General features: G+C 71.5%; 24 protein-coding genes. 15 read left to right on the top strand and 9 right to left on the bottom strand.

All coding sequences use genetic code 11. The features are described 5' to 3' along the window. From infB to VFN12_RS06470, 5 genes are all read left to right on the top strand, one after another. Positions 1–2,731: translation initiation factor IF-2 (gene infB, locus VFN12_RS06490; protein WP_325117799.1), on the top strand; the 2,731-nt coding region annotated here is incomplete at its 5' end. A gap of 89 nt (positions 2,732–2,820) precedes the next feature. Continuing rightward, positions 2,821–3,270 (top strand): 30S ribosome-binding factor RbfA, encoded by a 450-nt coding sequence (gene rbfA / locus VFN12_RS06485; protein WP_325117798.1) that lies wholly within the window; start codon positions 2,821–2,823, stop codon positions 3,268–3,270. Continuing rightward, on the top strand, positions 3,267–4,133 hold the full coding sequence (truB, locus tag VFN12_RS06480) for a tRNA pseudouridine(55) synthase TruB (RefSeq protein WP_325117797.1): 867 nt from the start codon (positions 3,267–3,269) through the stop codon (positions 4,131–4,133). Before rbfA ends, truB begins: the two co-directional genes overlap by 4 nt. Further along, positions 4,133–5,437, top strand: coding sequence for a bifunctional riboflavin kinase/FAD synthetase (locus tag VFN12_RS06475; protein WP_325117796.1), 1,305 nt, complete (start codon positions 4,133–4,135; stop codon positions 5,435–5,437). The genes truB and VFN12_RS06475 overlap by 1 nt, the downstream gene beginning before the upstream one ends. Further along, the gene (locus VFN12_RS06470) at positions 5,434–6,438 is read left to right on the top strand and encodes a hypothetical protein (protein WP_325117795.1); all 1,005 of its coding nucleotides are present in this window, start codon (positions 5,434–5,436) and stop codon (positions 6,436–6,438) included. Before VFN12_RS06475 ends, VFN12_RS06470 begins: the two co-directional genes overlap by 4 nt. A 43-nt stretch (positions 6,439–6,481) precedes the next feature. Here VFN12_RS06470 and VFN12_RS06465 read toward each other — a convergent pair whose 3' ends face one another. Next, positions 6,482–8,587 carry a molybdopterin-dependent oxidoreductase gene (locus VFN12_RS06465; RefSeq protein ID WP_325117794.1) on the bottom strand — a complete coding sequence of 702 codons (2,106 nt, stop codon included), beginning with the start codon at positions 8,585–8,587 and terminating at the stop codon, positions 6,482–6,484. Positions 8,588–8,702: 115 nt separating this feature from the next. Here VFN12_RS06465 and VFN12_RS06460 point away from each other — a divergent pair, with 115 nt between their 5' ends. The 4 genes from VFN12_RS06460 (at position 8,703) to VFN12_RS06445 (ending at position 13,335) form a co-directional block, all read left to right on the top strand. Continuing rightward, a complete protein-coding gene (locus tag VFN12_RS06460; RefSeq protein WP_325117793.1) occupies positions 8,703–8,963 on the top strand; it encodes a DUF6458 family protein in 261 nt (86 codons plus the stop codon). A 206-nt stretch (positions 8,964–9,169) separates the two neighbouring features. Further along, on the top strand, positions 9,170–9,445 hold the full coding sequence (gene rpsO, locus VFN12_RS06455; RefSeq protein ID WP_349256023.1) for a 30S ribosomal protein S15: 276 nt from the start codon (positions 9,170–9,172) through the stop codon (positions 9,443–9,445). A 264-nt stretch (positions 9,446–9,709) separates the two neighbouring features. Continuing rightward, on the top strand, positions 9,710–11,929 hold the full coding sequence (locus tag VFN12_RS06450) for a polyribonucleotide nucleotidyltransferase (RefSeq protein ID WP_325117792.1): 2,220 nt from the start codon (positions 9,710–9,712) through the stop codon (positions 11,927–11,929). A 98-nt stretch (positions 11,930–12,027) separates the two neighbouring features. Further along, positions 12,028–13,335, top strand: a complete 1,308-nt coding sequence (locus tag VFN12_RS06445; protein ID WP_325117791.1) for a pitrilysin family protein — start codon at positions 12,028–12,030, stop codon at positions 13,333–13,335. Positions 13,336–13,452: 117 nt separating this feature from the next. Here VFN12_RS06445 and VFN12_RS06440 read toward each other — a convergent pair whose 3' ends face one another. After that, positions 13,453–13,968, bottom strand: coding sequence for a class I SAM-dependent methyltransferase (locus VFN12_RS06440; RefSeq protein WP_325117790.1), 516 nt, complete (start codon positions 13,966–13,968; stop codon positions 13,453–13,455). Positions 13,969–14,046: 78 nt separating this feature from the next. Between VFN12_RS06440 and dapB the strand changes: the two genes are divergently transcribed. Next, entirely contained in the window at positions 14,047–14,802 is a 756-nt protein-coding gene (dapB, locus tag VFN12_RS06435; protein WP_325117789.1) for a 4-hydroxy-tetrahydrodipicolinate reductase, read from the top strand. 12 nt (positions 14,803–14,814) lie between these two features. On the opposite strand, the gene VFN12_RS06430 is transcribed toward dapB, so the two are convergent. The 4 genes from VFN12_RS06430 to VFN12_RS06415 all read right to left on the bottom strand — a co-directional run bounded on the left by VFN12_RS06430 (position 14,815) and on the right by VFN12_RS06415 (position 16,719). Continuing rightward, entirely contained in the window at positions 14,815–15,114 is a 300-nt protein-coding gene (locus tag VFN12_RS06430; RefSeq protein ID WP_325117788.1) for an AzlD domain-containing protein, read from the bottom strand. After that, the gene (locus VFN12_RS06425; protein ID WP_325117787.1) at positions 15,111–15,824 is read right to left on the bottom strand and encodes an AzlC family ABC transporter permease; all 714 of its coding nucleotides are present in this window, start codon (positions 15,822–15,824) and stop codon (positions 15,111–15,113) included. The genes VFN12_RS06430 and VFN12_RS06425 overlap by 4 nt, the downstream gene beginning before the upstream one ends. 28 nt (positions 15,825–15,852) lie before the next feature. Next, entirely contained in the window at positions 15,853–16,077 is a 225-nt protein-coding gene (locus tag VFN12_RS06420; protein ID WP_325117786.1) for a hypothetical protein, read from the bottom strand. A gap of 87 nt (positions 16,078–16,164) precedes the next feature. Continuing rightward, positions 16,165–16,719, bottom strand: a complete 555-nt coding sequence (locus tag VFN12_RS06415) for a GNAT family N-acetyltransferase (protein WP_325117785.1) — start codon at positions 16,717–16,719, stop codon at positions 16,165–16,167. Positions 16,720–16,868: 149 nt separating this feature from the next. On the opposite strand from VFN12_RS06415, the gene paaA reads away from it, so the two are divergent. Genes paaA through paaE form a run of 5 tightly spaced genes read left to right on the top strand, consistent with a single transcriptional unit; the run spans position 16,869 to position 20,493 of the window. Beyond that, entirely contained in the window at positions 16,869–17,873 is a 1,005-nt protein-coding gene (paaA, locus tag VFN12_RS06410; RefSeq protein WP_325117784.1) for a 1,2-phenylacetyl-CoA epoxidase subunit PaaA, read from the top strand. Further along, positions 17,870–18,151, top strand: coding sequence for a 1,2-phenylacetyl-CoA epoxidase subunit PaaB (gene paaB, locus VFN12_RS06405; RefSeq protein ID WP_325117783.1), 282 nt, complete (start codon positions 17,870–17,872; stop codon positions 18,149–18,151). Before paaA ends, paaB begins: the two co-directional genes overlap by 4 nt. After that, positions 18,148–18,900, top strand: a complete 753-nt coding sequence (gene paaC / locus VFN12_RS06400) for a 1,2-phenylacetyl-CoA epoxidase subunit PaaC (protein ID WP_325117782.1) — start codon at positions 18,148–18,150, stop codon at positions 18,898–18,900. The genes paaB and paaC overlap by 4 nt, the downstream gene beginning before the upstream one ends. Further along, positions 18,897–19,421 carry a 1,2-phenylacetyl-CoA epoxidase subunit PaaD gene (gene paaD, locus VFN12_RS06395; protein ID WP_325117781.1) on the top strand — a complete coding sequence of 175 codons (525 nt, stop codon included), beginning with the start codon at positions 18,897–18,899 and terminating at the stop codon, positions 19,419–19,421. The genes paaC and paaD overlap by 4 nt, the downstream gene beginning before the upstream one ends. 7 nt (positions 19,422–19,428) lie before the next feature. Next, complete coding sequence (gene paaE, locus VFN12_RS06390; protein WP_325117780.1) at positions 19,429–20,493, top strand: 1,2-phenylacetyl-CoA epoxidase subunit PaaE; 1,065 nt, start codon at positions 19,429–19,431, stop codon at positions 20,491–20,493. A 130-nt stretch (positions 20,494–20,623) separates the two neighbouring features. Here the strand turns inward: paaE and VFN12_RS06385 are convergent, their stop codons facing one another. From VFN12_RS06385 to VFN12_RS06375, 3 genes are all read right to left on the bottom strand, one after another. Then, on the bottom strand, positions 20,624–21,481 hold the full coding sequence (locus VFN12_RS06385; RefSeq protein ID WP_325117779.1) for a ThuA domain-containing protein: 858 nt from the start codon (positions 21,479–21,481) through the stop codon (positions 20,624–20,626). 10 nt (positions 21,482–21,491) lie between these two features. Next, complete coding sequence (locus VFN12_RS06380) at positions 21,492–23,186, bottom strand: GMC family oxidoreductase (protein WP_325117778.1); 1,695 nt, start codon at positions 23,184–23,186, stop codon at positions 21,492–21,494. Next, positions 23,183–23,557: hypothetical protein (locus tag VFN12_RS06375; protein WP_325117777.1), on the bottom strand; the 375-nt coding region annotated here is incomplete at its 5' end. The genes VFN12_RS06375 and VFN12_RS06380, both read right to left, overlap by 4 nt.

Genomic DNA, 23,557 nt, shown 5'->3' with positions numbered 1-23,557 from the left:
GTTCGGTGTCGAGAGCAAGTTTGTTCTCGAGAAGTTCAAGGAGATGGGGGAGTTCGTCAAGTCGGCGAGCTCCACCGTCGAGCTCCCGGCGGAGATGCGGTTCCGCAAGGAGTACGGCGACGAGCTGAAGAGCTCGGCTGCCGCGGCTCCCGCCGAGGCGGCCCCCAAGAAGGCTGCCGAGAAGCCTGCCGAGAAGGCGCCCGCCAAGCCGGCGGCGAAGCCCAAGGCGCCCGGCGCGAAGCCTGCCCGCCCGGAGCCCACGCCGGAGCCGACGCCCGAGCCCACCCCGGAGCCCGTCGAGGCGACCGTGGAGGCCCCTGCGCCCGCCGAGACCAGCGAGCCCGAGCCCCCGGCCGAGCCCGAGGCCCCGGCTGCCGCTGCGTCGGCCTCCCCGACCCCCAAGCCACCGGCCCCGCGGCCGGTCGGCCGCCCGGGCGCGCCGCGTCCCGGCAACAACCCCTTCGCCACCAGCCAGGGCATGGGCCGTCGTCCCCGCCCGACCGAAGGCGCGCCTCCGGGCGACCAGCGGGCTCCGCGCCCGCCGGCGGCCCGCGACGGCGGCGCCCCCGGACGCCCCGGCATGCCGCGCCCGAACCCCGCGATGATGCCCAAGTCGCCGGCCGCTTTCGGCTCCGGCCCCGGCGGCCGTGGTGCCGGCGGACCGGGCCGTGGCGGCGGTGCCCCCGGCCGTGGTGGCGGTGCCCCCGGTCGCGGTGGCGGCGGTGCCCCCGGTCGCGGTGGCGGCGCTCCGGCACGCGGTGGCTTCGGCCCTGGCGGACGTGGACGCCCCGGCGGTCGCGGCCAGACCCAGGGTGCGTTCGGACGGCCCGGCGGGCCGTCGCGTCGCGGCCGGAAGTCGAAGCGGGCGCGTCGCCAGGAGTTCGAGCAGATGGAGGCCCCCACGCTCGGTGGCGTGCGGGTCCGCAAGGGCAACGGCGAGACCGTCCGGCTGGCCCGGGGCGCGTCCCTCACCGACTTCGCCGAGAAGATCGGCGTCGACGCCGCCTCGCTGGTGCAGATGCTGTTCAGCCTCGGCGAGATGGTGACGGCGACCGAGTCCGTCAACGACGAGACCCTCGAGCTGCTCGGTGAGGAGCTCAACTACGTCGTCGAGGTCGTCTCCCCCGAGGACGAGGACCGTGAGCTGCTCGAGTCGTTCGACCTCGAGTTCGGCGAGGACGAGGGCGACGAGGCCGACCTGGCCATCCGTCCGCCCGTGGTCACCGTCATGGGTCACGTCGACCACGGAAAGACCAAGCTCCTCGACGCGTTGCGCAACGCCAACGTGGTCGACAAGGAGGCCGGCGGCATCACCCAGCACATCGGTGCCTACCAGGTGGCCACCGAGGTCGAGGGAGAGGAACGGCGGATCACCTTCATCGACACCCCGGGTCACGAGGCGTTCACCGCCATGCGTGCTCGTGGTGCGCAGGCGACCGACATCGCGATCCTGGTGGTCGCGGCCGACGACGGCGTGATGCCGCAGACGGTCGAGGCGCTCAACCACGCCAAGGCCGCCGAGGTCCCGATCGTGGTCGCGGTCAACAAGATCGACAAGCCCGAGGCCGACCCGACCAAGGTGCGCGGCCAGCTGACCGAGTACGGCCTGATCCCCGAGGAGTACGGCGGCGACGCGATGTTCGTCGACGTCTCGGCGAAGTCCGAGCTCAACCTCGACAAGCTGCTCGAGGCCGTCGTACTCACCGCGGACGCGTCGCTGGACCTGCGGGCCAACCCCCACCAGGACGCCCAGGGACTCGTCGTCGAGGCCCACCTCGACCGCGGTCGCGGCCCGGTGGCGACGATCCTCGTGCAGCGCGGAACCCTCCGCGTCGGCGACTCGATCGTCGCCGGTCCGGCCCACGGCCGGGTGCGGGCGATGCTCGACGAGAACGGCGCGAACATCGAGGAGGCCGACCCGTCGCGTCCCGCGATGGTGCTCGGTCTCACCGCGGTGCCCGGCGCCGGTCAGAACCTGATCGTCGTCGAGGACGACCGGATGGCTCGCCAGATCGCCGAGAAGCGGGAGGCGCGCGAGCGCGCCGCCATGCAGGCCAAGCGGCGGGTGCGCCGGACGCTCGAGGACTTCATGGCCTCGATGGAGAAGGGCGAGAGCCAGGAGCTCAACCTGATCCTCAAGGGCGATGTGTCCGGTTCGGTCGAGGCGCTCGAGGACGCGCTGTCCAACATCGACGTGGGCGACGAGGTCGGCATCCGGGTCATCGACCGCGGTGTCGGTGCGATCACCGAGACCAACGTCGACCTGGCCGCCGCCTCCGACGCGATCATCATCGGGTTCAACGTCCGCCCCCAGGGCAAGGCGACCGAGATGGCCGACCGCGAGGGCGTCGAGATCCGCTACTACACGGTCATCTACCAGGCCATCGAGGAGATCGAGGCGGCCCTCAAGGGCATGCTGAAGCCGGAGTTCGAGGAGACCACGCTCGGTCAGGCGGAGATCCGCGAGATCTTCCGCTCGTCCAAGATCGGCAACATCGCCGGCTGCATGGTCACCAGCGGCACGATCCGCCGCAACGCCAAGGCGCGGCTGCTCCGGGACGGCGCGGTCGTCGCGGACAACCTCGACCTGGCCTCGTTGCGACGGGAGAAGGACGACGCCGGCGAGGTCCGCGAGGGCTTCGAGTGCGGTCTCGTGCTCAAGAACTTCCAGGACATCAAGATCGGCGATGTCGTGGAGAGCTTCGAGATGCGCGAGATCCCGCGCGACTGACACCCTCACCCGCCCGAACATGACCAGAAATCACGCTGGCCCGCGTCGACAAGTCTCGCGCGGGTCAGCGTGACGACGAGGAACACGAGATGAGTAACCCACGCGTGCGCAAGATCGCCGACCGGATTCGGGTCGTCGTCGCAGAGATGCTCGAGCGCCGGATCAAGGACCCGCGCCTGGGCTTCGTCACGGTGACCGACGTCCGGGTGACCGGTGACACCCAGCAGGCGTCGATCTTCTACACGGTCTACGGCGAGGACGACGACCTCGCCAGCACCGCCGCGGCGCTGGAGTCGGCCAAGGGCCTGCTGCGCTCGGAGGTGGCCAAGCAGCTCGGCATGCGGCACGCGCCGACGCTGGAGTTCATCCCCGACGCCCTCCCGGAGAACGCCCGGCACCTCGACGACGTCCTGGCCAGGGCCCGCGCCCTGGACGAGGCCGCGGCGGCGGCGCGCGGAGCGACGTACGCCGGCGAGGAGGACCCGTACAAGAAGCCGCGAGAGGTGCAGGCGGACGACCTCGGCGACGACGACGCATGACCGGGGGCTCCGGCCTCGTGATCGTCGACAAGCCGGCTGGCGTGACCTCCCACGACGTGGTGTCGCGGGTCCGCCGGCTGGCCGGGACCCGCAAGGTCGGCCACGCCGGCACCCTCGACCCGATGGCGACCGGGGTGCTCGTCCTCGGGGTCAACCGCGCCACCCGGCTGCTCGGGCACCTGACGCTGACCGCCAAGGGGTACGACGCCACGATCCGGCTCGGGGCGTCCACGACCACCGACGACGCCGAGGGCGAGGTCGTCTCGACCGCCCCCACCGGCGATCTCGACGAGGCCCGGATCCGGCCGGCACTGGCCGCCATGGTCGGTGACATCGAGCAGGTGCCGACCGCGGTCTCCGCGATCAAGGTGGAGGGCCGGCGGGCCTATCAGCGAGTGCGTGCGGGGGAGGACGTGGAGCTCGCCGCGAGGCCGGTGACCATCCACGCGCTCGACGTCCACGAGGTGCGACGGGTCGGCGAGCTGGTCGAGGTCGACATCTCGGTGCGCTGCTCGAGCGGCACCTACGTGCGGGCCATCGCCCGCGACGTCGGCGCCGAGCTCGGCGTGGGCGGACATCTCGGGTCCCTGCGGCGCACCTCCGTCGGGCCGTTCGCGCTCGACGACGCCCGCACGCTCGAGCAGCTGGCCGACGAGCTCACGATGCTGCCGATCGCGGACGCGGCGCGGGCGAGCTTCCCGAGCCGGGACCTCGGCGTCGCCCAGGCCGGTGACGTCCGGCACGGCCGCCAGATCGACGCGGAGCTCGACGGGCTCACCGCCCTCTTCGCGCCCGACGGCGAGTTCCTGGCGCTCTACGAGCCCAGCCGCGGAACGTGCCGGGCCGTGGCGGTGTTCGTCTGATGCGCATCTTCCATGTCGCCGTCGCGGCCGAGTGGGCGGCGGCCCTCGAGACCGGCAGCTACACGACGTCCACACTGGGACGCAGCCTCGCCGAGGAAGGCTTCATCCACTGCTCCCACGAGGACCAGTGGCAGCAGGTCCGTCGCGACTTCTACGCCGACACCACGGCACCGCTGGTGCTGCTCGTCATCGACACCGACCGGCTCACCGCTCCGGTCCGCGAGGACGACGTACCCGGCTCGGACCGGCCCTTCCCCCACATCTACGGACCCCTCAACCCCGACGCCGTGGTCGAGGCGCGGGACCTCTCGCTGCCGGGCGGAGGTCGCCAGATCAGTAGGCTCTCGTCCGTGCCGATCTGGCGAGCCCTCGACGACGTGCCCGCTGACCTGGGCAGCTCGGCCGTCGTCATCGGCAACTTCGACGGCGTCCACCTCGGCCACCAGCACGTCGTCGCCCGCGCCCGCGAGATCGCCGATGCCGACGGACTGGCGCTGGTCGCGGTGACCTTCGACCCCCACCCGATGGCCGTGCTGCGTCCCGAGCACGCGCCGTCGCCGCTGACGACCGTCGAGGAACGAGCCCGGCTCCTGGGCGACGCGGGCGTGGACGGCGTCTTCGCGCTGGCGTTCGATCGCCAGATCGCCGGCTGGTCGCCCGAGGAGTTCGTCGACCGGATCCTGGTCGAGGCACTGCACGCGCGCGCGGTCGTGGTCGGCGCCAACTTCCGGTTCGGGCACCGCGCCTCCGGTGATGTCGCCACCCTCCGCGAGGCGGGGGAGTCCCGTGGCTTCGTCGCCGAGGGGATCGCGCTCGACGGCGGCCCCCAGGTCTGGTCGTCGACGTACGTGCGCACCTGCCTGGCCACCGGGGACGTCGCCGGCGCCGCGGAGGCGCTGGGTCGCCCCTTCGCCGTGAGGGGAGTCGTCGTCGAGGGCGACAAGCGCGGCCGGCAGCTCGGCTTCCCGACCGCCAACGTGCCGGCCTCCGGCGTGACGGCCACCCCCGGTGACGGCGTCTACGCCGGACGGCTGCGCCGGCTCGACACCGGCGAGTCGTTCCCTGCCGCGATCAGCGTCGGCACCAACCCCACCTTCGACGGCCACCGTGAGAGCCGGGTCGAGAGCTACGTGCTCGACCGGGACGACCTCGAGCTGTACGGCGTCGAGGTCGAGGTCGAGTTCGTGGACAGGCTGCGCGGCATGACGGCGTTCGAGTCGGTCGACCAGCTGGTGGCCCAGATGCACGAGGACGTCGAGCAGGCCCGCCGCGTGCTCGACGTCCCCGGGGGAGGCCGCGCGTGAAGCAGACCAGCAGCGACCCCCTGGTCGCGACGGAGACGTGGTTCGTCCAGCACGGGCTGCCCTACTTCGTGCCGGAGGAGCGGGCCGCAGCGCGGGCAGCGCTCCGTCCGCGCCGCGCGATCCCCCTCCTGGTCCTCGTGGCGCTGGTCGCGGCGGCACTGGGCGGGCTGCTCGGCTGGTTCTCCGACCAGGTGAGCGCCGCGCCCGCCCTGTGGCTCACGCTCGCCTTCCTGGCCGGGCTGGTCTACGCCTCGACCGCCCTGCGCGCCCGCCCGATCCTGGGCTGGGCACTGGGACGGACCTTCTCCAGCCTGCGGTTGCTGCTGTCCACGGCCTCCCGGGCGCTGCCCCTGCTGCTGGTGTTCGTGACGTTCCTCTTCATCAACGCCGAGGCGTGGGAGATGACCTCGCAGCTGCCGTTCGGACGGCTGTGGCTGGCGGTCCTGCTGCTCCTGGGACTAGGCGTGATGTTCCTGCTGGTCCGGCTGCCCGAGGAGGTCGACCAGGCCGACGACGCCGTCGACGACGCCGTCCTCACCCGTGCCTGCCGCGGGACGCCGCTGGAGAAGCCCTGCGCCGACCTGATCGGCGATCCCGACGCCGACCCGGCGGCGTACGCCGAGGTCACCGGCTACGAGCGCTGGAACCTCATCACGGCGCTGCTGATCATCCAGGCCACGCAGGTGCTGGTGCTGGTCGCAGCGGTGTTCGTCTTCTTCCTGCTGTTCGGGTCGCTGATCATGCCCGAGGAGGTCCAGGGATCCTGGACCGGTCTCGGCGACGGCATCCGCAGCTTCCCCCATCTCGAGAGCGTGTCCACCCAGCTCGTGAAGGTGTCGTTGTTCCTCGCGTCGTTCAGCGGGCTCTACTTCACCGTCTCCGCGGTGACCGACCAGACCTACCGCGACCAGTTCTTCGCCGGTGTGACCGACGAGCTGGAGCGGGCGGTCGGCGTACGGGCGGTCTACCTCGCCCTGCGTGCCCGCTCCAGCCGCGGGTAGCACGCCGTTCCCTGCTCTGCCATGCCGTTGCAGCGGCGAGGGGTCAGGCGGGCGTCACCTCGACCGGTACGCCGTTCAGCGCGGCGTTGCCGGACACGTCGAGCCGCTCGGGGTCGGTCAGGTCGTTGATCGAGACCCCCGGAACCTTGGCGGCGCGGCTCATGCCCGTGCCGTCGACCGGGTGGCCGTAGCCGTGGGGGAGTGAGACCACCCCGGGCATCATGTCCTCGGCGGCCTGGACCTCGACCTGCACCGAGCCGACCCTGGAGGTCACGGTGACCCGGTTCCCGTCGCTGATCCCGCGGTTGGCGAGGTCGTCGGGGTGCATCAAGAGCTGGTGTCGAGGCTTGCCGCGGGTGAGCCGCTCGGTGTTGTGCATCCACGAGTTGTTGTCGCGCTGGTGGCGGCGGCCGATCAGGACCAGTTCCCCGTCCCGCGGCTCGATCTCGATCCGGTCCAGCCTGGCCAGGGCCGCGAGCACCAGGTCCGGGGCGGCGTCGACCCGCTTCGACTCCGTGAACAGTCGCTCGGGTAGCAGACCCGCCCGGAGCGGGCCGAGGTCCATACCGGCGGGGTTCTTGCGCAGCTGGGAGATCGTGACGCCGGCCTTGTCGGTGCGGAGCAGCTGCGCCACCTGGAACGTCGGGCTGGTCATCAGCCGGGCCCGGGTCACGAGCCGCTTCTTCAACGGGGGCTTGCGTTTCAGCCGCTTCATCAGCCGCAGCGTCACCTCGCGGTAGATCTCCCAGTCGTGCCGTTGGCTGCGGTCCTTGTCGAAGACGGCCGGGGTGAACCGTGCGGTGTTGCGCACCGCGAGGGTGTGGAAGACGAGGTCGTAGTGGTCCCGCTCCAGCGCGGTCGTCGGCGGCAGGATCACGTCGGCGTGACGCGTGGTCTCGTTGACGTAGATGTCCACGGCGGCCATGAAGTCCAGCCCTTCCATGGCCCGGCCCAGCCCCGCGCCGTCCGGCGTCGAGAGCACCGGGTTGCCCGACATCGTGAGCAGCGCCCGGATCTGGCCCTCGCCGGGGGTCTCGATCTCCTCACGGAGCGCGGCGACCGGGAGCTCGCCGGCGGTCTCGGGGAGCCCGCGGACCCGGCTGCGCCACGCGTCGTGGTGTCCCTTGCCGATCAGGCCGCGTCCGACGGTGTCGATCGCGGGGGAGGTGAACAGGGTGCCGCCCTCCCGGTCGAGGTTGCCGGTGACCAGGTTGAGCAGTTGCACCGCCCACTGGGCGACCGTGCCGTGCTCGTTGGTCGAGACGCCCATGCGGCTGTAGGCGGCCGCGCCGTCGGCAACGGCGTACTCGCGAGCGATGCGGCGGATCTCGTCGGCGGGGACCCCGCTGGCCCGTTCGGCCCGCTCGGGGTCAAACGCGGCCACCGCCGCGCGCACGTCGTCGAGGCCGTCGACGTACTCCGCCGCACTCGCCAGGCCCTCGTCGAACAGCACGTGCAGCATCGCCAGCAGGACGTACACGTCGGTCCCGGGGCGGATGAAGTGGTGCTCCGAGGCGACCTTCGCGGTCTCGGTGCGGCGTGGGTCGAAGACGACCATCCGGCCGTCGCGCTCCTTCAGCGAGCGCAGCCGGTTCGGGAAGTCGGGCACGGTCATCAGCGAGCCGTTGGACGCCATCGGGTTCGCGCCGAACACGAGGAAGTACGACGTCCGGTCGAGGTCGGGGATCGGCAGCAGCAGCTGGTGGCCGTACATCAGGTGGGCGACCAGCTGGTGCGGGAGCTGGTCGACCGAGGTGGCGCTGAACAGGTTCCGGGTGCGCAGCGACCTGACCATGGCGAGGCCGTGCGTCAAGGATCCGAGGCTGTGGACCGTCGGGTTGCCGAGGTAGACGCCGAGGGCGTCACCTCCGTGCCGGTTGATCGCCTCGGCCAGACCGTCGGCCACGAGGTCGAACGCCTCGTCCCACCCGATCTCGACCCAGTCGCCGCCCACGCGGCGGACCGGTCGCCGGAGCCGGTCCTGGTCGTCGAGCACGTCGGCGAGGGACACGCCCTTGGGGCAGATGTAGCCGCGAGAGAGGGGATCGGTGTCGTTGCCGCGGATCGAGGTGACCCGCCCCTTCTCGATCGTCAGCTCGAGGCCGCAGATCGCCTCGCACAGGTTGCACACGCCGAGGTGGGTGGACATTGGGGCAGTGTGGCACAGGGCGGCGTCCATCGAGCCGGCGTCTTGCGGGTAGCCTCGAAGCGAGGGTCGCCCGCCGTGCGGCGGCCTCTGACAGGATCTTCAGAAGGGAACACACATGGGATACGGACTCGGCGTCTTTCTGCTCGCCCTCGGACTCATCCTCGCGTTGGCCGTCCAGGACATGCTCGACGCCGTCGACCTGACCATGGTCGGGTGGATCCTCGCGATCGCGGGCGTGCTGGTGATCGTCCTGACCGCGATCCAGACCAACCGCGGCCGGACCCACCGCACGGTGGCGACCACGACCCACCAGGACGGCTCCCAGTCGGTCGCCGAGCGTCGTACCGAGCAGGACCCGCCGCCCCCGGCCGTCTGAGCGCGCCCCGGCCGCGGCCAGCAGGTTTTGGGCGCGGCCGGTGGCCGCTGATAGTCTCGTCCGGTTGCCCGCCACGGCCTGGCCGGTTCGGGTGACACACGTAGGACCGCCGTCAGAACGGCCGCGGAACCAGAGTGCCCGGGTGGACAGGCCCCGGCGCGCCGCGCAACGAGCAGAGCCCATACCGGGCCGGAAGGGAGCCCCGCATGTCGATCGGTACCGACGCGGAGACCAAGAAGCAGATCATCGCCAAGTACGCCACGACCGAGGGCGACACCGGCTCGCCGGAGGTGCAGGTGGCCCTGCTGAGCCACCGGATCAGCCACCTCACCGAGCACCTCAAGCAGCACAAGCACGACCACCACAGCCGTCGCGGCCTGCTGCTGCTGGTGGGCCAGCGCCGTCGTCTTCTCAACTACCTGCAGAAGACGGACATCGAGCGCTACCGCTCGATCGTCGAGCGCCTCGGCCTGCGCCGCTGACCTCACCAGGGCCCACTCCCGTGGGCCCTGGCTACATTTCACAACAGAACACACACATCACCAGGAGCGATCCGCGAATCGTCGGCCCGGTCCTCGGTAGTGGCTCTCGGTGTGCTCCGGCTGGAGCACCGTCCGGATCGCCAGGCAGGTCTGCCCGGCCGCGTCGGGCAGCACCGCGGGCCTCGATCGAAGACCGGCACCCACACCCACATCGGGTACGCGGGTTATTCGCGATGATCGCTCCGCGAACAGAAAGCACATGCAGTGGAACCCACCATTTCTGCCGTCGAGACAGTTCTCGACAACGGCAAGTTCGGCCAGCGCACCGTCAAGTTCGAGACCGGGCTGCTTGCCCGGCAGGCGGCTGGCTCCGTCACCGCCTACCTGGACGACGAGACGATGCTGCTCTCGGCGACCACGGCCGGCAAGCACCCCAAGGACCACTTCGACTTCTTCCCCCTGACGATCGACGTCGAGGAGCGGATGTACGCCGCGGGCCAGATCCCCGGCTCGTTCTTCCGCAGCGAGGGTCGCCCGGGTGAGGACGCCATCCTCACCTGCCGGCTGATCGACCGCCCGCTGCGCCCCACCTTCAAGAAGGGCCTGCGCAACGAGGTCCAGGTCGTCATCACGGTCATGGCGCTCGACCCCGACACGCCGTACGACGTGCTCGCGATCAACGCCGCCTCGCTCTCCACCCAGCTCTCCGGCCTGCCGTTCTCCGGCCCGGTCGGCGGTGTCCGGGTCGCCTTCATCGAGGGCCAGTGGGTGGCGTTCCCGACCCACAGCCAGCTCGAGAGCGCGGTCTTCGACATGGTGGTCGCGGGCCGCGTCACCGAGACCGGCGACGTCGCCATCATGATGGTCGAGGCCGAGGCCACCGAGCAGACCTGGGACCTCGTCCAGTCGGGCACCCAGGCCCCGACCGAGAGTGTCGTGGCCAGCGGCCTCGACGCCGCCAAGCCGTTCATCAAGCAGCTGGTCGAGGCGCAGGTCGAGCTGGCCAAGCAGGCCGCCAAGCCGGTTCAGGAGTTCCCGGTCTTCCTCGACTTCGAGGACGACGTCTACGACGCGGTCGAGGCCGCCGTGAAGGCGCCGACGGCCGAGGCGCTGACCATCGCCGGCAAGCAGGAGCGCGAGGAGAAGCTCGACGAGATCAAGGCCTCGCTGCTCGACCAGCTCGCCGGCCAGTTCGAGGACCGCGAGAAGGAGATAGGCGCCGCGTTCCGGGCGCTCAACAAGCAGCTCGTCCGTGAGCGGGTCCTGCGCGACAAGGTCCGTATCGACGGCCGTGGCCTCGCTGACATCCGTCCCCTGCACGCCGAGGTCGGCGTGATCCCGAGGGTCCACGGATCGGCCCTGTTCGAGCGCGGCGAGACCCAGATCCTCGGCGTGAGCACGCTCAACATGCTCACTCTCGAGCAGAAGCTCGACACGCTCTCCCCGGAGAAGACCCGGCGCTACATGCACAAGTACGTCTTCCCGCCGTTCTCCACCGGTGAGACCGGCCGGGTGGGCTCGCCGAAGCGCCGCGAGGTCGGCCACGGTGCCCTGGCCCGCCGGGCGCTGCTGCCGGTGCTGCCGACCCGCGAGGAGTTCCCCTACGCGATCCGGCAGCTCTCGGAGGCCATGGGGTCCAACGGCTCCACCTCCATGGGCTCGGTGTGCGCCTCCACGCTGTCGCTCCTCCAGGCCGGCGTGCCGCTGCGGGCGGCCGTCGCGGGCATCGCCATGGGGCTGATCTCGGGCGAGGTCGACGGTGAGACGCAGTACGTCGCCCTCACCGACATCCTCGGCGCCGAGGACGCCTTCGGCGACATGGACTTCAAGGTCGCCGGTACCCGTGAGTTCGTCACGGCGCTCCAGCTCGACACCAAGCTCGACGGCATCCCGGCCGAGGTCCTGGCCGCGGCTCTCGATCAGGCCAAGGACGCGCGGATGGCCATCCTCGACGTCATGGCCGAGGCCATCGACGAGCCGGAGGAGATGTCGGTCCACGCTCCGCGCATCATCAGTGTCCGCGTGCCGGTCGACAAGATCGGCGAGGTCATCGGGCCCAAGGGCAAGGTGATCAACCAGATCCAGGACGACACCGGCGCCACGCTGTCGATCGAGGACGACGGCACCGTCTACATCGGTGCCACCAACGGCGAGGCCGCCGAGGCGGCCCGGGCCGCGGTCAACGCGATCGCCAACCCGACCATGCCCGAGGTCGGCGAGCGCTACCTCGGCACCGTGGTGAAGACGACGAACTTCGGCGCCTTCGTGTCGCTGCTCCCGGGCAAGGACGGCCTGCTGCACATCAGCAAGCTGCGCCCCCTGGCCGGCGGCAAGCGCGTCGAGGCCGTCGAGGACGTCGTCTCCGTGGGCCAGAAGCTCCAGGTCCAGATCGCCGAGATCGACGACCGCGGCAAGCTCTCCCTGGTTCCGGTCGTCGACGAGGACAGCTCCTCCGACGACGCCGAGGACTCGGACCAGGAGTGACCGACCCCTCGACGCTGACCCGCTTGTCGGTGGTTGAGGAGGTTGCGCAGCAACCGTCTCGAAACCCGGGCGGGTCAGCGTCTTCGGGACGGCTGTCGGTGCCGCAGAAGGTCGGAACCACGCGAACCCTCGAGACGGTCCGCGACGACGACGGCCAGGTGACCTCGCGGGTCCGGCGCACCGTGCTGCCCGGCGGGCTGCGGGTGATCAGCGAGCAGATGGCCGGCGTCCGGTCGGCCAGCGTCGGGGTCTGGGTCGGGGTGGGATCCCGCGACGAGACGCCCTCGCTGCACGGCTGCTCCCACTTCCTCGAACACCTGCTCTTCCGTGGCACCGGGTCGCGGTCGGCCATGGACATCTCGGTGGCCCTGGACTCGGTGGGCGGCGAGTTCAACGCCTTCACCGCCAAGGAGTACACCTGTTTCCACGCGCGCGTGCTCGAGAACGACCTGCCGCTCGCGGTCGACGTACTCGGGGACATGGTCACCGACTCGCTGATCTCGGCCGACGACGTCGAGGCCGAGCGGGACGTGATCCTCGACGAGATCGCCATGCACGACGACGATCCCGACGACGTGGTGCACAACCTGTTCGCCGCCCAGGCGTGGGGAGAGGGTCCGCTCGGTCGCCCGATCGCGGGCACGGCCGACTCGATCGGCGCACTCAGCACCGCCCAGGTGCGGCGCTTCTACCGGCGCCACTACCGACCGGCGACCATGGTGGTCGCGGTCGCGGGGGCCGTCGACCACGCCAGCCTCGTCCGGCAGGTACGACGGGCCTTCTCCCGCAACGACTTCCTGTCCGGCGAGGAGGCTCCCGCCCGGCCGCGAGCCGAGGAGCAGGCCCGCCGCGTCCGGCCCGGCACCGTGAGCGCCCGCCGGCCGCTCGAGCAGGTCAACCTCGTGCTCGGGGTCAACGGCCTGACCCGCACCGACGACCGACGGTTCGCGCTGGGCGTCCTCAACACGGCGCTCGGCGGAGGCACGTCGTCCCGGCTCTTCCAGGAGATCCGGGAGCGGCGCGGCCTCGCCTACTCGGTGTTCTCGTTCGCCAGCCACCACGCCGACGCGGGCCTGGTCGGGGTGTCCGTGGGCTGCCTGCCGGGCAAGCTCGACGACGTGCTGGCGACGGTCCGGGCGGAGCTCGCCAAGATCGCTGCCGACGGCATCTCCCAGGAGGAGCTGGACCGGGGCAAGGGTCAGCTCAAGGGCGGGCTGGTGCTGGGCCTCGAGGACTCGGGCGCACGGATGTCGCGGCTGGGCAAGGCGGAGCTGGTCTACGACGAGCTGCTGAGCATCGACGAGGTGATCGCCAGGGTCGACGCCGTCACCCTCGACGACGCACGCGCGATCGCCGCGGCGCTCTTCTCCCAGCCCGAGATCCTCGCCATCGTCGGCCCCTCCTGATCGTTGAGTCGGGGATTCCCGCGCGTTGAGTCGGGGATTCGTGTCGTCACGTGGTCCGCGCGGTGACGTCTTTTCCCAACTCGAAGGACGGGAATCCCGATTTCAACGGGAGGGGGGTCACCGCTTGCCGATGATGCCGACGACCGAGGGGGCCTTCTGGTCCACGACGGAGATCCGGAAGCCGCCGGCGGTCAGCGCCGCGGAGGCCTTCTCGACGATGTTGGGGACCATCTCCGGACGGTTGGCGTCGTAGAAGAGGTAGACCGCGCCGCCTGGGAGCACCCGCTCGTGGAGCAGGGCCACCTCGTCGGTGCATGACCTGACCCAGAACAGGTTGACGTTGAACGCGAACACCTTGTTCAGCCGCCGGACCGGCACCCGCAGCGTGGCCAGGTCGATCTGGCGGACGGTCAGGCGCCCGGACTCGACGTACTTGCGACACCGTCGCTTGGTCCGGTCGACGCCCGACTCGGAGCGGTCGATGGCGAACAGCTTCCCGCTCTCGAGTCGCTGGCAGATCAGCTCTGCCCCCGCGCCCGGCCCGCAGCCGATCTCCAGGATGTTGTCGGCCGGGCCGACGTCCATGATGTCGACGGCCCACCGGATCCGCGCCGGAATCGTCTGAACCCGCATGGGACCAGCCTGCCAGACGTCGATCTTGGCCGGCACCGTCGGAGTCGTCGTGGGCCCGGATGGCCTAGGGTCGACCACGTGACCGAGGCGATCAGGGTGGGTGTCGTGGGGGCGCTCGGCAAGGTCGGCTCGGAGGTATGCCGGGCCGTCGAGGCGGCCGGGGACACCGAGCTGGTGGCGCGCATCGACGCCGACGACGACCTGGACGAGCTGGTCACGGCCGGCGCCGAGGTCGTCGTCGACTTCACCCATCCCGACGTGGTGATGGACAACCTGGAGTTCTGCCTCGACCACGGGATCCACGCGGTGGTCGGCACCACCGGCTTCGACGACGACCGGCTGGAGACGCTCCGGCGCTGGCTCGAGGATGCCCCCGGCGTGGGGGTCCTCATCGCGCCGAACTTCTCCATCGGCGCGATCCTGATGATGCGCTTCGCTGCGACCGCGGCCCCGTTCTACGAGTCCGTGGAGGTCGTCGAGCTCCACCATCCCGACAAGGCGGACGCCCCGTCCGGCACAGCGCGTCGTACGGCGCAGCTGATCGCCGCGGCTCGCCGTGAGGCCGGAGCCGGGCCGATCCCCGACGCGACCTCGACCGCCCTGGACGGCGCCCGGGGCGCCGACGTCGACGGGATCCGGGTGCACGGCCTCAGGATCCGGGGACTGGTCGCCCACCAGGAGGTGGTCCTCGGCGGGCTGGGGGAGACCCTCACCATCCGTCACGACTCGCTGGACCGGGCGTCGTTCACGCCCGGGGTGCTGGCCGGGGTCCGGGCGATCGGCTCCCACCCCGGGCTCACGGTCGGGCTCGAGGCCTTCCTCGACCTGGACTGAGCGGCCGGGCGTTCACACCAGCCGGACCAGGGCGGCGACCAGGGCCGCGCCGAACACCACCACGAGGAACGGCGCGCGGGCCATGAGGAGCAGGATGGCCGCACCGAGGCCGACAGCGCGCGCGTCCAGGACCAGGGCCGGTCCGGACGCGAACACCTGCACGGCCACCAGGGCGGCCAGCAGCGCCACCGGGATCAGGTCGGCGATCCGCTCCACGACGGGATGTTCCAGGACCCGCGCCGGGACCGAGAGGCCGGCGAGCTTGAGGAGGTAGCAGGCCACGCCCGCTCCCAGCACTGCCCACCAGATCATCGGTCGACCTCCGGCCACTCCGTCTCGTCCGGGCCCGGCCACAGCGCCCCGATCAGCAGCGCGACCCCGGCCGAGGCGAGAACGGGCACGCCCGCGGCCGTGACCGGGACGAGGCTGAGGGCGACCCCGGCGGCGGCGAGGGCCGTCACCCGGTTGCGGCGGTTGTGCAACCGGGGCCAGAGCAGGGCGAGGAACGCGGCGCCGACCGCGGCGTCCAGACCGTAGGTCCGCGGGTCTCCGAGCGCCCGGCCGCCGAGGGCGCCGATCAGGGTGGCTGCGTTCCAGAGGATGAAGATGGTGACGCCGGTCGACACGAAGCCGACGCGGGCGGCCGGAGTCGAGGTCCGGGTGACCGACATCGCCGTGGACTCGTCGATCACCAGGTGGGCGCCGGCGGCCCGGCGGGCACCGGACCAGTCGAGGAGCGGGGCGAGGCGCAGGCCGTAGAGCGTGTTGCGGGTGCCCAGGAGGATCGCGGTCAGTGCCCCGGAGAGGGGAGTCCCCCCGGCCGCGAGCACTCCGACCAGCGCGAACTGGCTGGCTCCGGTGAACATGATCAGTGACAGCGCGCAGGTCTGGGCGACCGAGAGCCCGGCGCCGACCGCCACCGCACCGAAGGAGATGCCGTAGGTGCCGGTCGCGATGCCGACCCCCAGGCCGTCCCGGACGATGCGGCTGCGCTCCCGCGGATCAAGGGCGGGCTCGCTCATGCGGGCGCCCCCGGGAGGACTACCCGGTTCAGCGGCGCCTCGACGCCCTCAGCGGACGCGCCTGGCGCCCGGCCGAGAAGTCGTGGATCAGGAGGTAGGCGAGGAGCCACCCGAGCGCCGCGCCGACGAGCAGGCCGCGGAAGGGCAGCGGGATCGGCAGGTGGTGCGCCAGCCAGGCGCCGCCGGCGACGGAGAGCAGGAGGGCACCGGCGATCACGAGGATCCGGTACATCCGCGGCAGTGGACCGAACACGCTGACCCCCCCTGGTTGCCCTGGCCGGCCCCGCTGCTCGAGGCTGCGCGCAATCCGGCCCCCATCGTCCCGCTCCCGTCTCCGAAATCAAGAGGCCGGCGCGACGTCGGTGTGCAGCCTGATCTGCTTGACCAGGGTGGCGCCGTCACCCTCGAGGTCCAGCTCGCGGTGGGCGGTGTCGGGCGCCCAGCCCGCACCGGTCAGGAACTCCCGCAGCGACTCGTCGGTGGCGACGGCCCACAGGACCGCCCGGGTGAACTTGTCCGCCGCCATCGTCTCGACGGCCGCCTGCACGAGCCGTGAGCCGTGTCCGCGACCACGCTCGACCGGCTCGACGGTGAGCTCCATCAGCTCGGCGTCCACCGCCGGGTCGCAGTCGGGATCGGTGGCCGGAGTGGTGATCGCGAAGCCGACGACGCGGTTGCGCTCCAGCGCCACCAGGACCCTGGTGCGGGCGTCCCGCGGCCGAGCCAGGTTGGTCCGCCACAGCTCGGCTGCCTGGGTCGGGTCGATCTCCAGTGCCTCGGGCGGCAGTACGCCGTCGTACGACGTCCGCCACGCCCGGGCCTGGAGGGCGGCGATGGCGTCGGCGTCGTCGGGCCAGGCGACCCGGACCGAGACGTCTGCTGAGGGTCGGCTCATGCCCGCATCCTCCCCCACGGGGATAGTCCCGAACGAGGCGGCTGTCGACACGCCGACCGTGACGACCAGGTCGTGAGGGACTATCCGCCTGTTACATCCGTATGTCTTGATTGAGGGAATCTGTAACAAACGCTGGTACCCTCATCAGTGTGTACGGCAACGACTTCGGCGGTCCCGAGCAGCATGACCAGCAGGGTGACCCGCGCGCTCGCGAGACCCGCGATCCCGACGCGTTCACCCGGCTCCTGGCCGACGACGGTCGGATCGAGCCGCGCGACGAGATGCCCGAGGGCTACCGCAAGACGCTGATCCGCCAGATCGCGCAGCACGCGCACTCCGAGATCATCGGCATGCAGCCCGAGGGCAACTGGATCAGCCGGGCGCCGAGCCTGCGCCGCAAGGCGATCCTGATGGCCAAGGTGCAGGACGAGGCCGGCCACGGGCTCTACCTCTACGCCGCGGCCGAGACCCTGGGCGCCGACCGGGCAGACCTCCTCGACCAGCTCCACTCCGGGCGGCAGAAGTACTCCTCGATCTTCAACTACCCGACCCTCACCTGGGCCGACGTGGGCGCGATCGGCTGGCTGGTCGACGGGGCCGCGATCGTCAACCAGGTGCCCCTGTGCCGGTGCTCCTACGGTCCCTACGCCCGGGCCATGGTCCGGGTCTGCAAGGAGGAGTCCTTCCACCAGCGGCAGGGCTTCGAGATCCTGCACACCCTGTCCCACGGGACCGCAGCCCAGAAGGCGATGGCCCAGGACGCGGTCGACCGCTACTGGTGGCCGTCGCTGATGATGTTCGGCCCGCCCGACGACGACTCGCCCAACTCGGCGCAGTCGATGGCGTGGGGGATCAAGCGGTTCTCCAACGACGCCCTGCGCCAGCGCTTCGTCGACATGACGGTGCCGCAGGCGGAGGCGCTCGGACTCACCCTGCCCGACCCGGAGATCGCCTGGAACGACGAGCGCGGCCACTACGACTTCGGGGAGATCGACTTCACCGAGCTGTTCGAGGTGATCAAGGGCCACGGTCCGTGCAACGCCCAGCGGATGGCCCACCGGGTCGGTGCCCACGACGACGGCGCCTGGGTCCGGGAGGCCGCCTCGGCCTACGCGGCGAAGCAGGACGAGTGCTCCGGGGTGGGTGCGGCATGAAGGACTGGCCACTCTGGGAGGTCTTCGTCCGGTCGCGGCGGGGGCTCTCGCACGTGCACGCCGGCTCGCTGCACGCCCCGGACGCCGAGATGGCGCTCCGCAACGCCCGCGACCTCTACACCCGCCGGCAGGAGGGCGTCTCGATCTGGGTGGTCCGCTCCTCCGACATCGAGGCGAGCACGCCCGACGAGCGCGACTCCTTCTTCGACCCTGCCGCCGACAAGATCTACCGGCACCCGACGTTCTACGACGTCCCCGAGGGAGTGGAGCACCTGTGAACCCCCCGCTCCTCGACTACGTGCTCGGCCTCGCGGATGACGCGCTGATCTCCGCCCAGCGGATGAGCTGGTGGATCAGCCGCTCGCCGCAGCTGGAGGAGGACGTCGCCATGGCCAACATCGGCCTCGACCAGCTCGGTCAGGCGCGCTCGCTGCTCGCCTACGCCGGGCAGCTCGAGGGCAGCGGCCGGACCGAGGACCACCTGGCGTACTTCCGCGACGAGCGCGACTTCCGCAACGTCAAGCTGGTCGAGCGCGACCAGCGGGACTTCGGCGTCGCGATGGCGCGCCTGCTGATCTTCTCGGCCTGGCAGGTCGAGCTGTACGCCGCCCTCGCGCGCAGCACCGACCCGACGCTGGCGGGGGTTGCCGGCAAGGCCGTCAAGGAGGTGGCCTACCACCTCGACCACGCCCGGCACTGGGTCGTGCGGCTGGGCGACGGCACCGACGAGTCCCACGCCCGCATGCAGGCGGCGCTGGACGCGGAGTGGCCGTGGATGGCGGAGCTCTTCGACGGCTCGCACGTGGCGGCCGAGCTGGTCGCCGACGGCGTGGCCGTCGACCCCGCGACCCTTCGCGACGCCGTACTGACCCGGGTGGAGTCGGTCGTCGCCGAGGCCACCCTGACGGTCCCGCAGGTGTCGCCGGCCGTCGGCGGCGGCCGCAGGGGGCTCCACACGGAGGCGATGGGCTACCTCCTGGCCGAGATGCAGCACCTCACCCGGTCCCACCCGGAGGCGGCGTGGTGACCGGGCGGCCGGACCGCGGCGACCTCCTCGACCGACCCGGTGGCGAGGCCCGCAGCCGCGCCTGGGACGTCGCTGCGCAGGTCCTCGACCCGGAGCTTCCCGTCGTCACGATCGAGGACCTCGGCATCCTGCGCGACGTCACCGAGGACGACCAGGGCCGCGTGCACGTGCAGATCACGCCCACCTACTCCGGGTGCCCGGCGATGGAGACGATTCGCGCCGACCTGGTCGACGTGCTCTCGCAGGCGGGGTTCCGGCAGGTGTGCGTCGAGTTCGTGCTCGCCCCGGCGTGGACCACCGACTGGATGACGGACGCCGGCCGCGACAAGCTCGCGGCGTACGGCGTGGCGCCACCCGCGCCGCGTGCCGACGGCCCGGTCCCGCTGGTGCTCTCCGTGCGCTGCCCGCAGTGCGGCAGCCTCGACACCCGGGAGTCGAGCCGGTTCGGGTCGACGGCGTGCAAGTCGCTCTGGGTGTGCCGGTCCTGCCGCGAGCCCTTCGACCACTTCAAGACCCTCTAGGGGCACGATGACGCCCCAGCACGCGGCCTTCCACCACCTGACGGTCGCCGCCATCGACGAGCTGACCGACGACAGCGTCGCGATCACGTTCGAGGTCCCCGACGAGCTCCGCGCCGACTACGCCTTCGCCCACGGCCAGCACCTCAACATCCGCGGCGGCGACGACGTACGCCGCTCCTACTCCATCTGCACGCCGCCGTCGTCCGGAGTCCTGCGGATCGGGGTCAAGCAGCTTCCCGGCGGGGCGTTCAGCCAGGACGTCGTCGGCCGCCTGCGGGTGGGCGACCAGCTCGAGGTGTCCACCCCGGCCGGCCGGTTCACCTCCGAGCTCGACGCCGCGTCCGCGCGGCACTACGTCGCCATCGCCGCGGGGTCGGGCATCACCCCCGTGCTCTCGATCGTGGCGGCGATCCTCGAAGGCGAGCCGGGGGCGTTCGTCACCCTGGTCTACGCCAACCGGACCAGCCGCTCGGTGATGTTCCTCGACGAGGTGCACGACCTCAAGGACCGCCACCCCGAACGGTTCCAGATCATCCACGTCCTCTCCCGGGAGACCCAGGACGTCGAGCTCCTCTCCGGTCGCCTCGACGCCGACCGCCTGCGGGGGATCCTCGACGCGATGATCCCGGCCAAGGAAGTCGACGACTGGTTCCTGTGCGGGCCCCAGCAGATGGTCGAGGAGCTCCGCGGCGTGCTGACCGACGCGGGTGCGACCCGGATCCACACCGAGCTGTTCCACGCTGATCCGGCGCCCCGCGCGCCGATGGCGGCCCTCGTCGACGGCGCCGACGGCGCCGCGACCGTCACCATCCGGCTCGACGGCCGGGCCTCCCAGTTCCCGCTGCGACCCGACGACGTAGGGGTGCTCGAGGCGGGCCTCCGGGTCCGTTCCGACCTGCCCTTCGCCTGCCGCGGCGGCGTCTGCGGGACGTGCCGGGCGCGTCTGGTCGAGGGCACCGTCCAGATGGACGCCAACTACGCGCTCGAGCCCGACGAGATCGAGAGGGGCTACGTGCTCACCTGCCAGTCCCACCCGACGTCGTCGAAGGTCGTCCTCGACTACGACGCCTGAACGAGCGAGCAGGACCGCGCGAGGAGGTCGCGGCGGGCGGGTCGATACCCCGTGAGCCGAGAGCGGACCTGAACCCGGTCGTGAACGTCGGATGGGGGGCGACGTCGATCGACGTCGGCCGGTTCCCTGCTCAGCCACCGCCAGGCAGGTGCCGCCGCCCGTGCCGGGTCGCGGTGAGCAGCCCCCCGAGCAGGTGCCGTCGGTACTCGGGCAGCAGGTACATCTCGATCTCGTGGCCCAGCGCGGTGTACCAGGACACGCCGTCACCGACCCGGCGCTGCCAGGACATCGGGTGGTCACCCATCACCCCTGAGACCCCCTCGGGGGGCGGGAAGGGCTGCTCCTCGCTCGGGAGCTGCGAGGTGTTGGGGTCCTGCTGGTAGCTCGACTCGTCGATGCGCAGCAGCACCCGCGCGCGGGGCCGCGGGTTGTCGGTGAAGGAGTAGAACTCCTCGAGCGGGATCTGCCACCGCTCGGGCAGGTGCCGGGTGGAGATGTGGTCCGCGTCCTCGCGCACGATCACACCCGGCTGCTGGACCGGGTGGCACAGGAAGCGCCCACGGGCGAGGAGCCGCGTGTAGAACGCCCAGTCGTACTCCGTGTCGGCCGCTGAGTGGACGCCGGCCCAGCCCCCGCCGGAGACCACGAAGTCGCGCAGGGCGCGCCGCCCGCGGTCGTCGAGGACGTTGCCGGTGGTGTTGAGGAAGACCACGGCGGTGAACCGCCGCAGGTTGGCGGCCCTGATCTCCCGCCGGTCCTCGGTGTGTACGACGGCGAACCCGTGCTCCGCGCCGAGCTGCTTGATGGTCTCCACCCCGACCTCGATCGAGGCGTGGCGGAAGCCGGTCGTGCGGCTGAACACCAGCACCCGGTGCGGCCGTCGTCCGGCTGCGGCGGCCGGCAGCATCGGCAGGGCCGCGAGGCCGGCACCGCCGAGGCCGGCGATCACGCCGCGGCGGGTCAGGGTCGGCGGGCAGGTCTCACACATCAGGATCTCCTCACGACGGCATCGCGCGGGAGATCCGCAGCGCGTTGGCCATGATGGTCAGGGTCGGGTTGAAGCCGGGGAACGTCGGGAAGGTCGAGGCGTCGGCGACGTAGACGCCCTCGACCTCGTGCAACCGGCCGTCGGGGCCGCAGACGGAGGTGTCGGGGTCGGTGCCCATCCGGGCCGTCCCGGCGAGGTGGGCGGTGTAGGTGATGCCGTCGCTGAGGATCGGGTAGGGCACGATCGCGGCCGCTCGTGAGCCGGGAGCGAGCTGGTGCATCGCCAGCAGCCGCGCGCCGAGCATCATCGCGGCGGCCTTCTCGTGCTGGTGGGGGCTGTAGGTGATCCGGGCGGACGGGGTCCCGAGGTAGTCCTTCACCGTGGGGTCGAGGTCGACGCGGTTGTCGGCCTGCGGCAGGTCCTGCTGGATCAGCTGCGAACCGGCGGTGCGGGCGTGCAGGATGCCGGCCTTCATGGCCTGCTTGAGTGGTTGGCCGTAGCCGACCAGGCCCGCAAGCAGCATTGCCTCCCCGACCGCGGGGATCGCGCTCCCGACCTGCACGATCCCGCCGGTCAGGTAGGGCAGGCCCATCGCCGTGACCTCCGGACCCGTGAACGGCCCCACGAGGTCATCGACCTGGAGCGTCGTCGACTGGGCACGCAGCGGCTTGATATCGGCGTCGTAGAACGCCGCGGCCAGGGTGAAGTTGTGGAACATCATGTTCCGCCCGACCTGGTCCGACCTGTTGCCGAGGCCGTCCGGGTGGGTGCTGCTGCGGGAGAGCAGCAGCAGGCGCGCGGTGTTGATCGGGCTCCCGGCGAGCACCACGGTCGTGGCGGGCAGCCGGTGGGCACTCCCGTCCGGCTTCCGGTAGTGCACGGCCCTGGCCCGGTCACCCCGCCGGTTGGTCTCGATCCGGTGGACGTAGGCCCGCGGCACGACCCGGACCCGGCCGGTGCGGAGCGCCGGGTTGAGCCAGGAGACCAGCGCGTCACCCCGGGCGTTGATCGTGCAGCCGAAGCCCGAGCACAGGCCGCAGGAGTTGCAGGCAGGCCGTCCGGCGTACGGCTCGGAGTTGACGGCGGCGGGGTAGGGGTAGGCCTCGAAGCCCATCGCCGCCGCGCCCTCGGCGAGCAGCGACGCGGCGTGACCGGTCGGGTTGGGTGGCATGACGAAGTCACGACGGCGTGGCGACTGCTCGAGGGTGCGCGCCGGGATCGCCGAGCGGTCGCCCTGGATGCCGACGGTGCGCTCGACGATGTCGTAGTACGGCGCCAGGTCGTCGTAGCCGATCGGCCAGTCGGCCATCTGGGCTCCGTCGACCGGGCCGTGGTCGCTGGCCATCGTGAAGTCCTGCTTCCAGAACCGCGGCGTCTTGGCGTTGTAGTGGAGCGTGGTGCCGCCGACCGCCGCGCCGAGCTGGCCGAGCGCCCCGGTCGCGGACCGCGCGACGCCCTGCTGCGCCTCGGCCTGGGTGCGGGTGGTGTACGGCTCGAGCAGCGGGTCGGGGAAGCCGAACTGGCGCTGTCCCTTGATCTCGTCGGAGCCGTAGAGGGTGTCCAGGTCGCCGCTGGGACGCCTGCCCAGCCCGGGGCGCAGGTTGCGGCCGCGCTCGAGCACGGTCACGTCCCAACCACGGCGGGCGAGCTCCCAGGCGGCCACGCTGCCGGCGGCGCCGGAGCCGATGACGACTGCCTCGCTCATGACCCTGCCTGCCGCTCCGCGACCAGCGCCTCGGACCGGCGCAGGAGTGCGTCGAGCCGGGCCTGTACGTCGGGGGCCGGCTCGGCCAGGGGCCGGAGTGCCGCCTGGAGGCCCGACCACCGGTCGCCGGCCACCGCGAGCACACCGTGCACCAGCTCGGGTGAGCCCATGGCCATCAGCGGAGAGCCGAGCAGGTCCTCGGCCAGGTCGGTGGGCGGGGAGGGCTCCGGGTCGGTCACCTGCTCGTCGGTGTAGCCGCGCGGCTGGACGTCACCCTCGAAGTCGGTCGTGGTCCACCCGACCAGATCACGGTTGCCGCCGTACTCAGGGGCGCCGTACATGAACTGCAGGGTGTGGGGAACGGCCAGGTC

Source organism: Nocardioides sp., assembly GCF_035703625.1.
GTDB lineage: Bacteria > Actinomycetota > Actinomycetes > Propionibacteriales > Nocardioidaceae > Nocardioides.
Note: the sequence above shows the minus strand (reverse complement) of the source record. Positions and strands in the feature narration are given on the sequence as shown.

Coding starts and splice junctions, on each gene's coding strand:
- rbfA (WP_325117798.1), top strand. CDS start 2,821: ATGAGTAACCCACGCGTGCGCAAGATCGCCGACCGGATTCGGGTCGTC.
- truB (WP_325117797.1), top strand. CDS start 3,267: ATGACCGGGGGCTCCGGCCTCGTGATCGTCGACAAGCCGGCTGGCGTG.
- VFN12_RS06475 (WP_325117796.1), top strand. CDS start 4,133: ATGCGCATCTTCCATGTCGCCGTCGCGGCCGAGTGGGCGGCGGCCCTC.
- VFN12_RS06465 (WP_325117794.1), bottom strand. CDS start 8,587: ATGTCCACCCACCTCGGCGTGTGCAACCTGTGCGAGGCGATCTGCGGC.
- VFN12_RS06460 (WP_325117793.1), top strand. CDS start 8,703: ATGGGATACGGACTCGGCGTCTTTCTGCTCGCCCTCGGACTCATCCTC.
- rpsO (WP_349256023.1), top strand. CDS start 9,170: ATGTCGATCGGTACCGACGCGGAGACCAAGAAGCAGATCATCGCCAAG.
- VFN12_RS06440 (WP_325117790.1), bottom strand. CDS start 13,968: ATGCGGGTTCAGACGATTCCGGCGCGGATCCGGTGGGCCGTCGACATC.
- VFN12_RS06430 (WP_325117788.1), bottom strand. CDS start 15,114: ATGATCTGGTGGGCAGTGCTGGGAGCGGGCGTGGCCTGCTACCTCCTC.
- VFN12_RS06425 (WP_325117787.1), bottom strand. CDS start 15,824: ATGAGCGAGCCCGCCCTTGATCCGCGGGAGCGCAGCCGCATCGTCCGG.
- VFN12_RS06415 (WP_325117785.1), bottom strand. CDS start 16,719: ATGAGCCGACCCTCAGCAGACGTCTCGGTCCGGGTCGCCTGGCCCGAC.
- paaB (WP_325117783.1), top strand. CDS start 17,870: ATGAAGGACTGGCCACTCTGGGAGGTCTTCGTCCGGTCGCGGCGGGGG.
- paaE (WP_325117780.1), top strand. CDS start 19,429: ATGACGCCCCAGCACGCGGCCTTCCACCACCTGACGGTCGCCGCCATC.
- VFN12_RS06385 (WP_325117779.1), bottom strand. CDS start 21,481: ATGTGTGAGACCTGCCCGCCGACCCTGACCCGCCGCGGCGTGATCGCC.
- VFN12_RS06380 (WP_325117778.1), bottom strand. CDS start 23,186: ATGAGCGAGGCAGTCGTCATCGGCTCCGGCGCCGCCGGCAGCGTGGCC.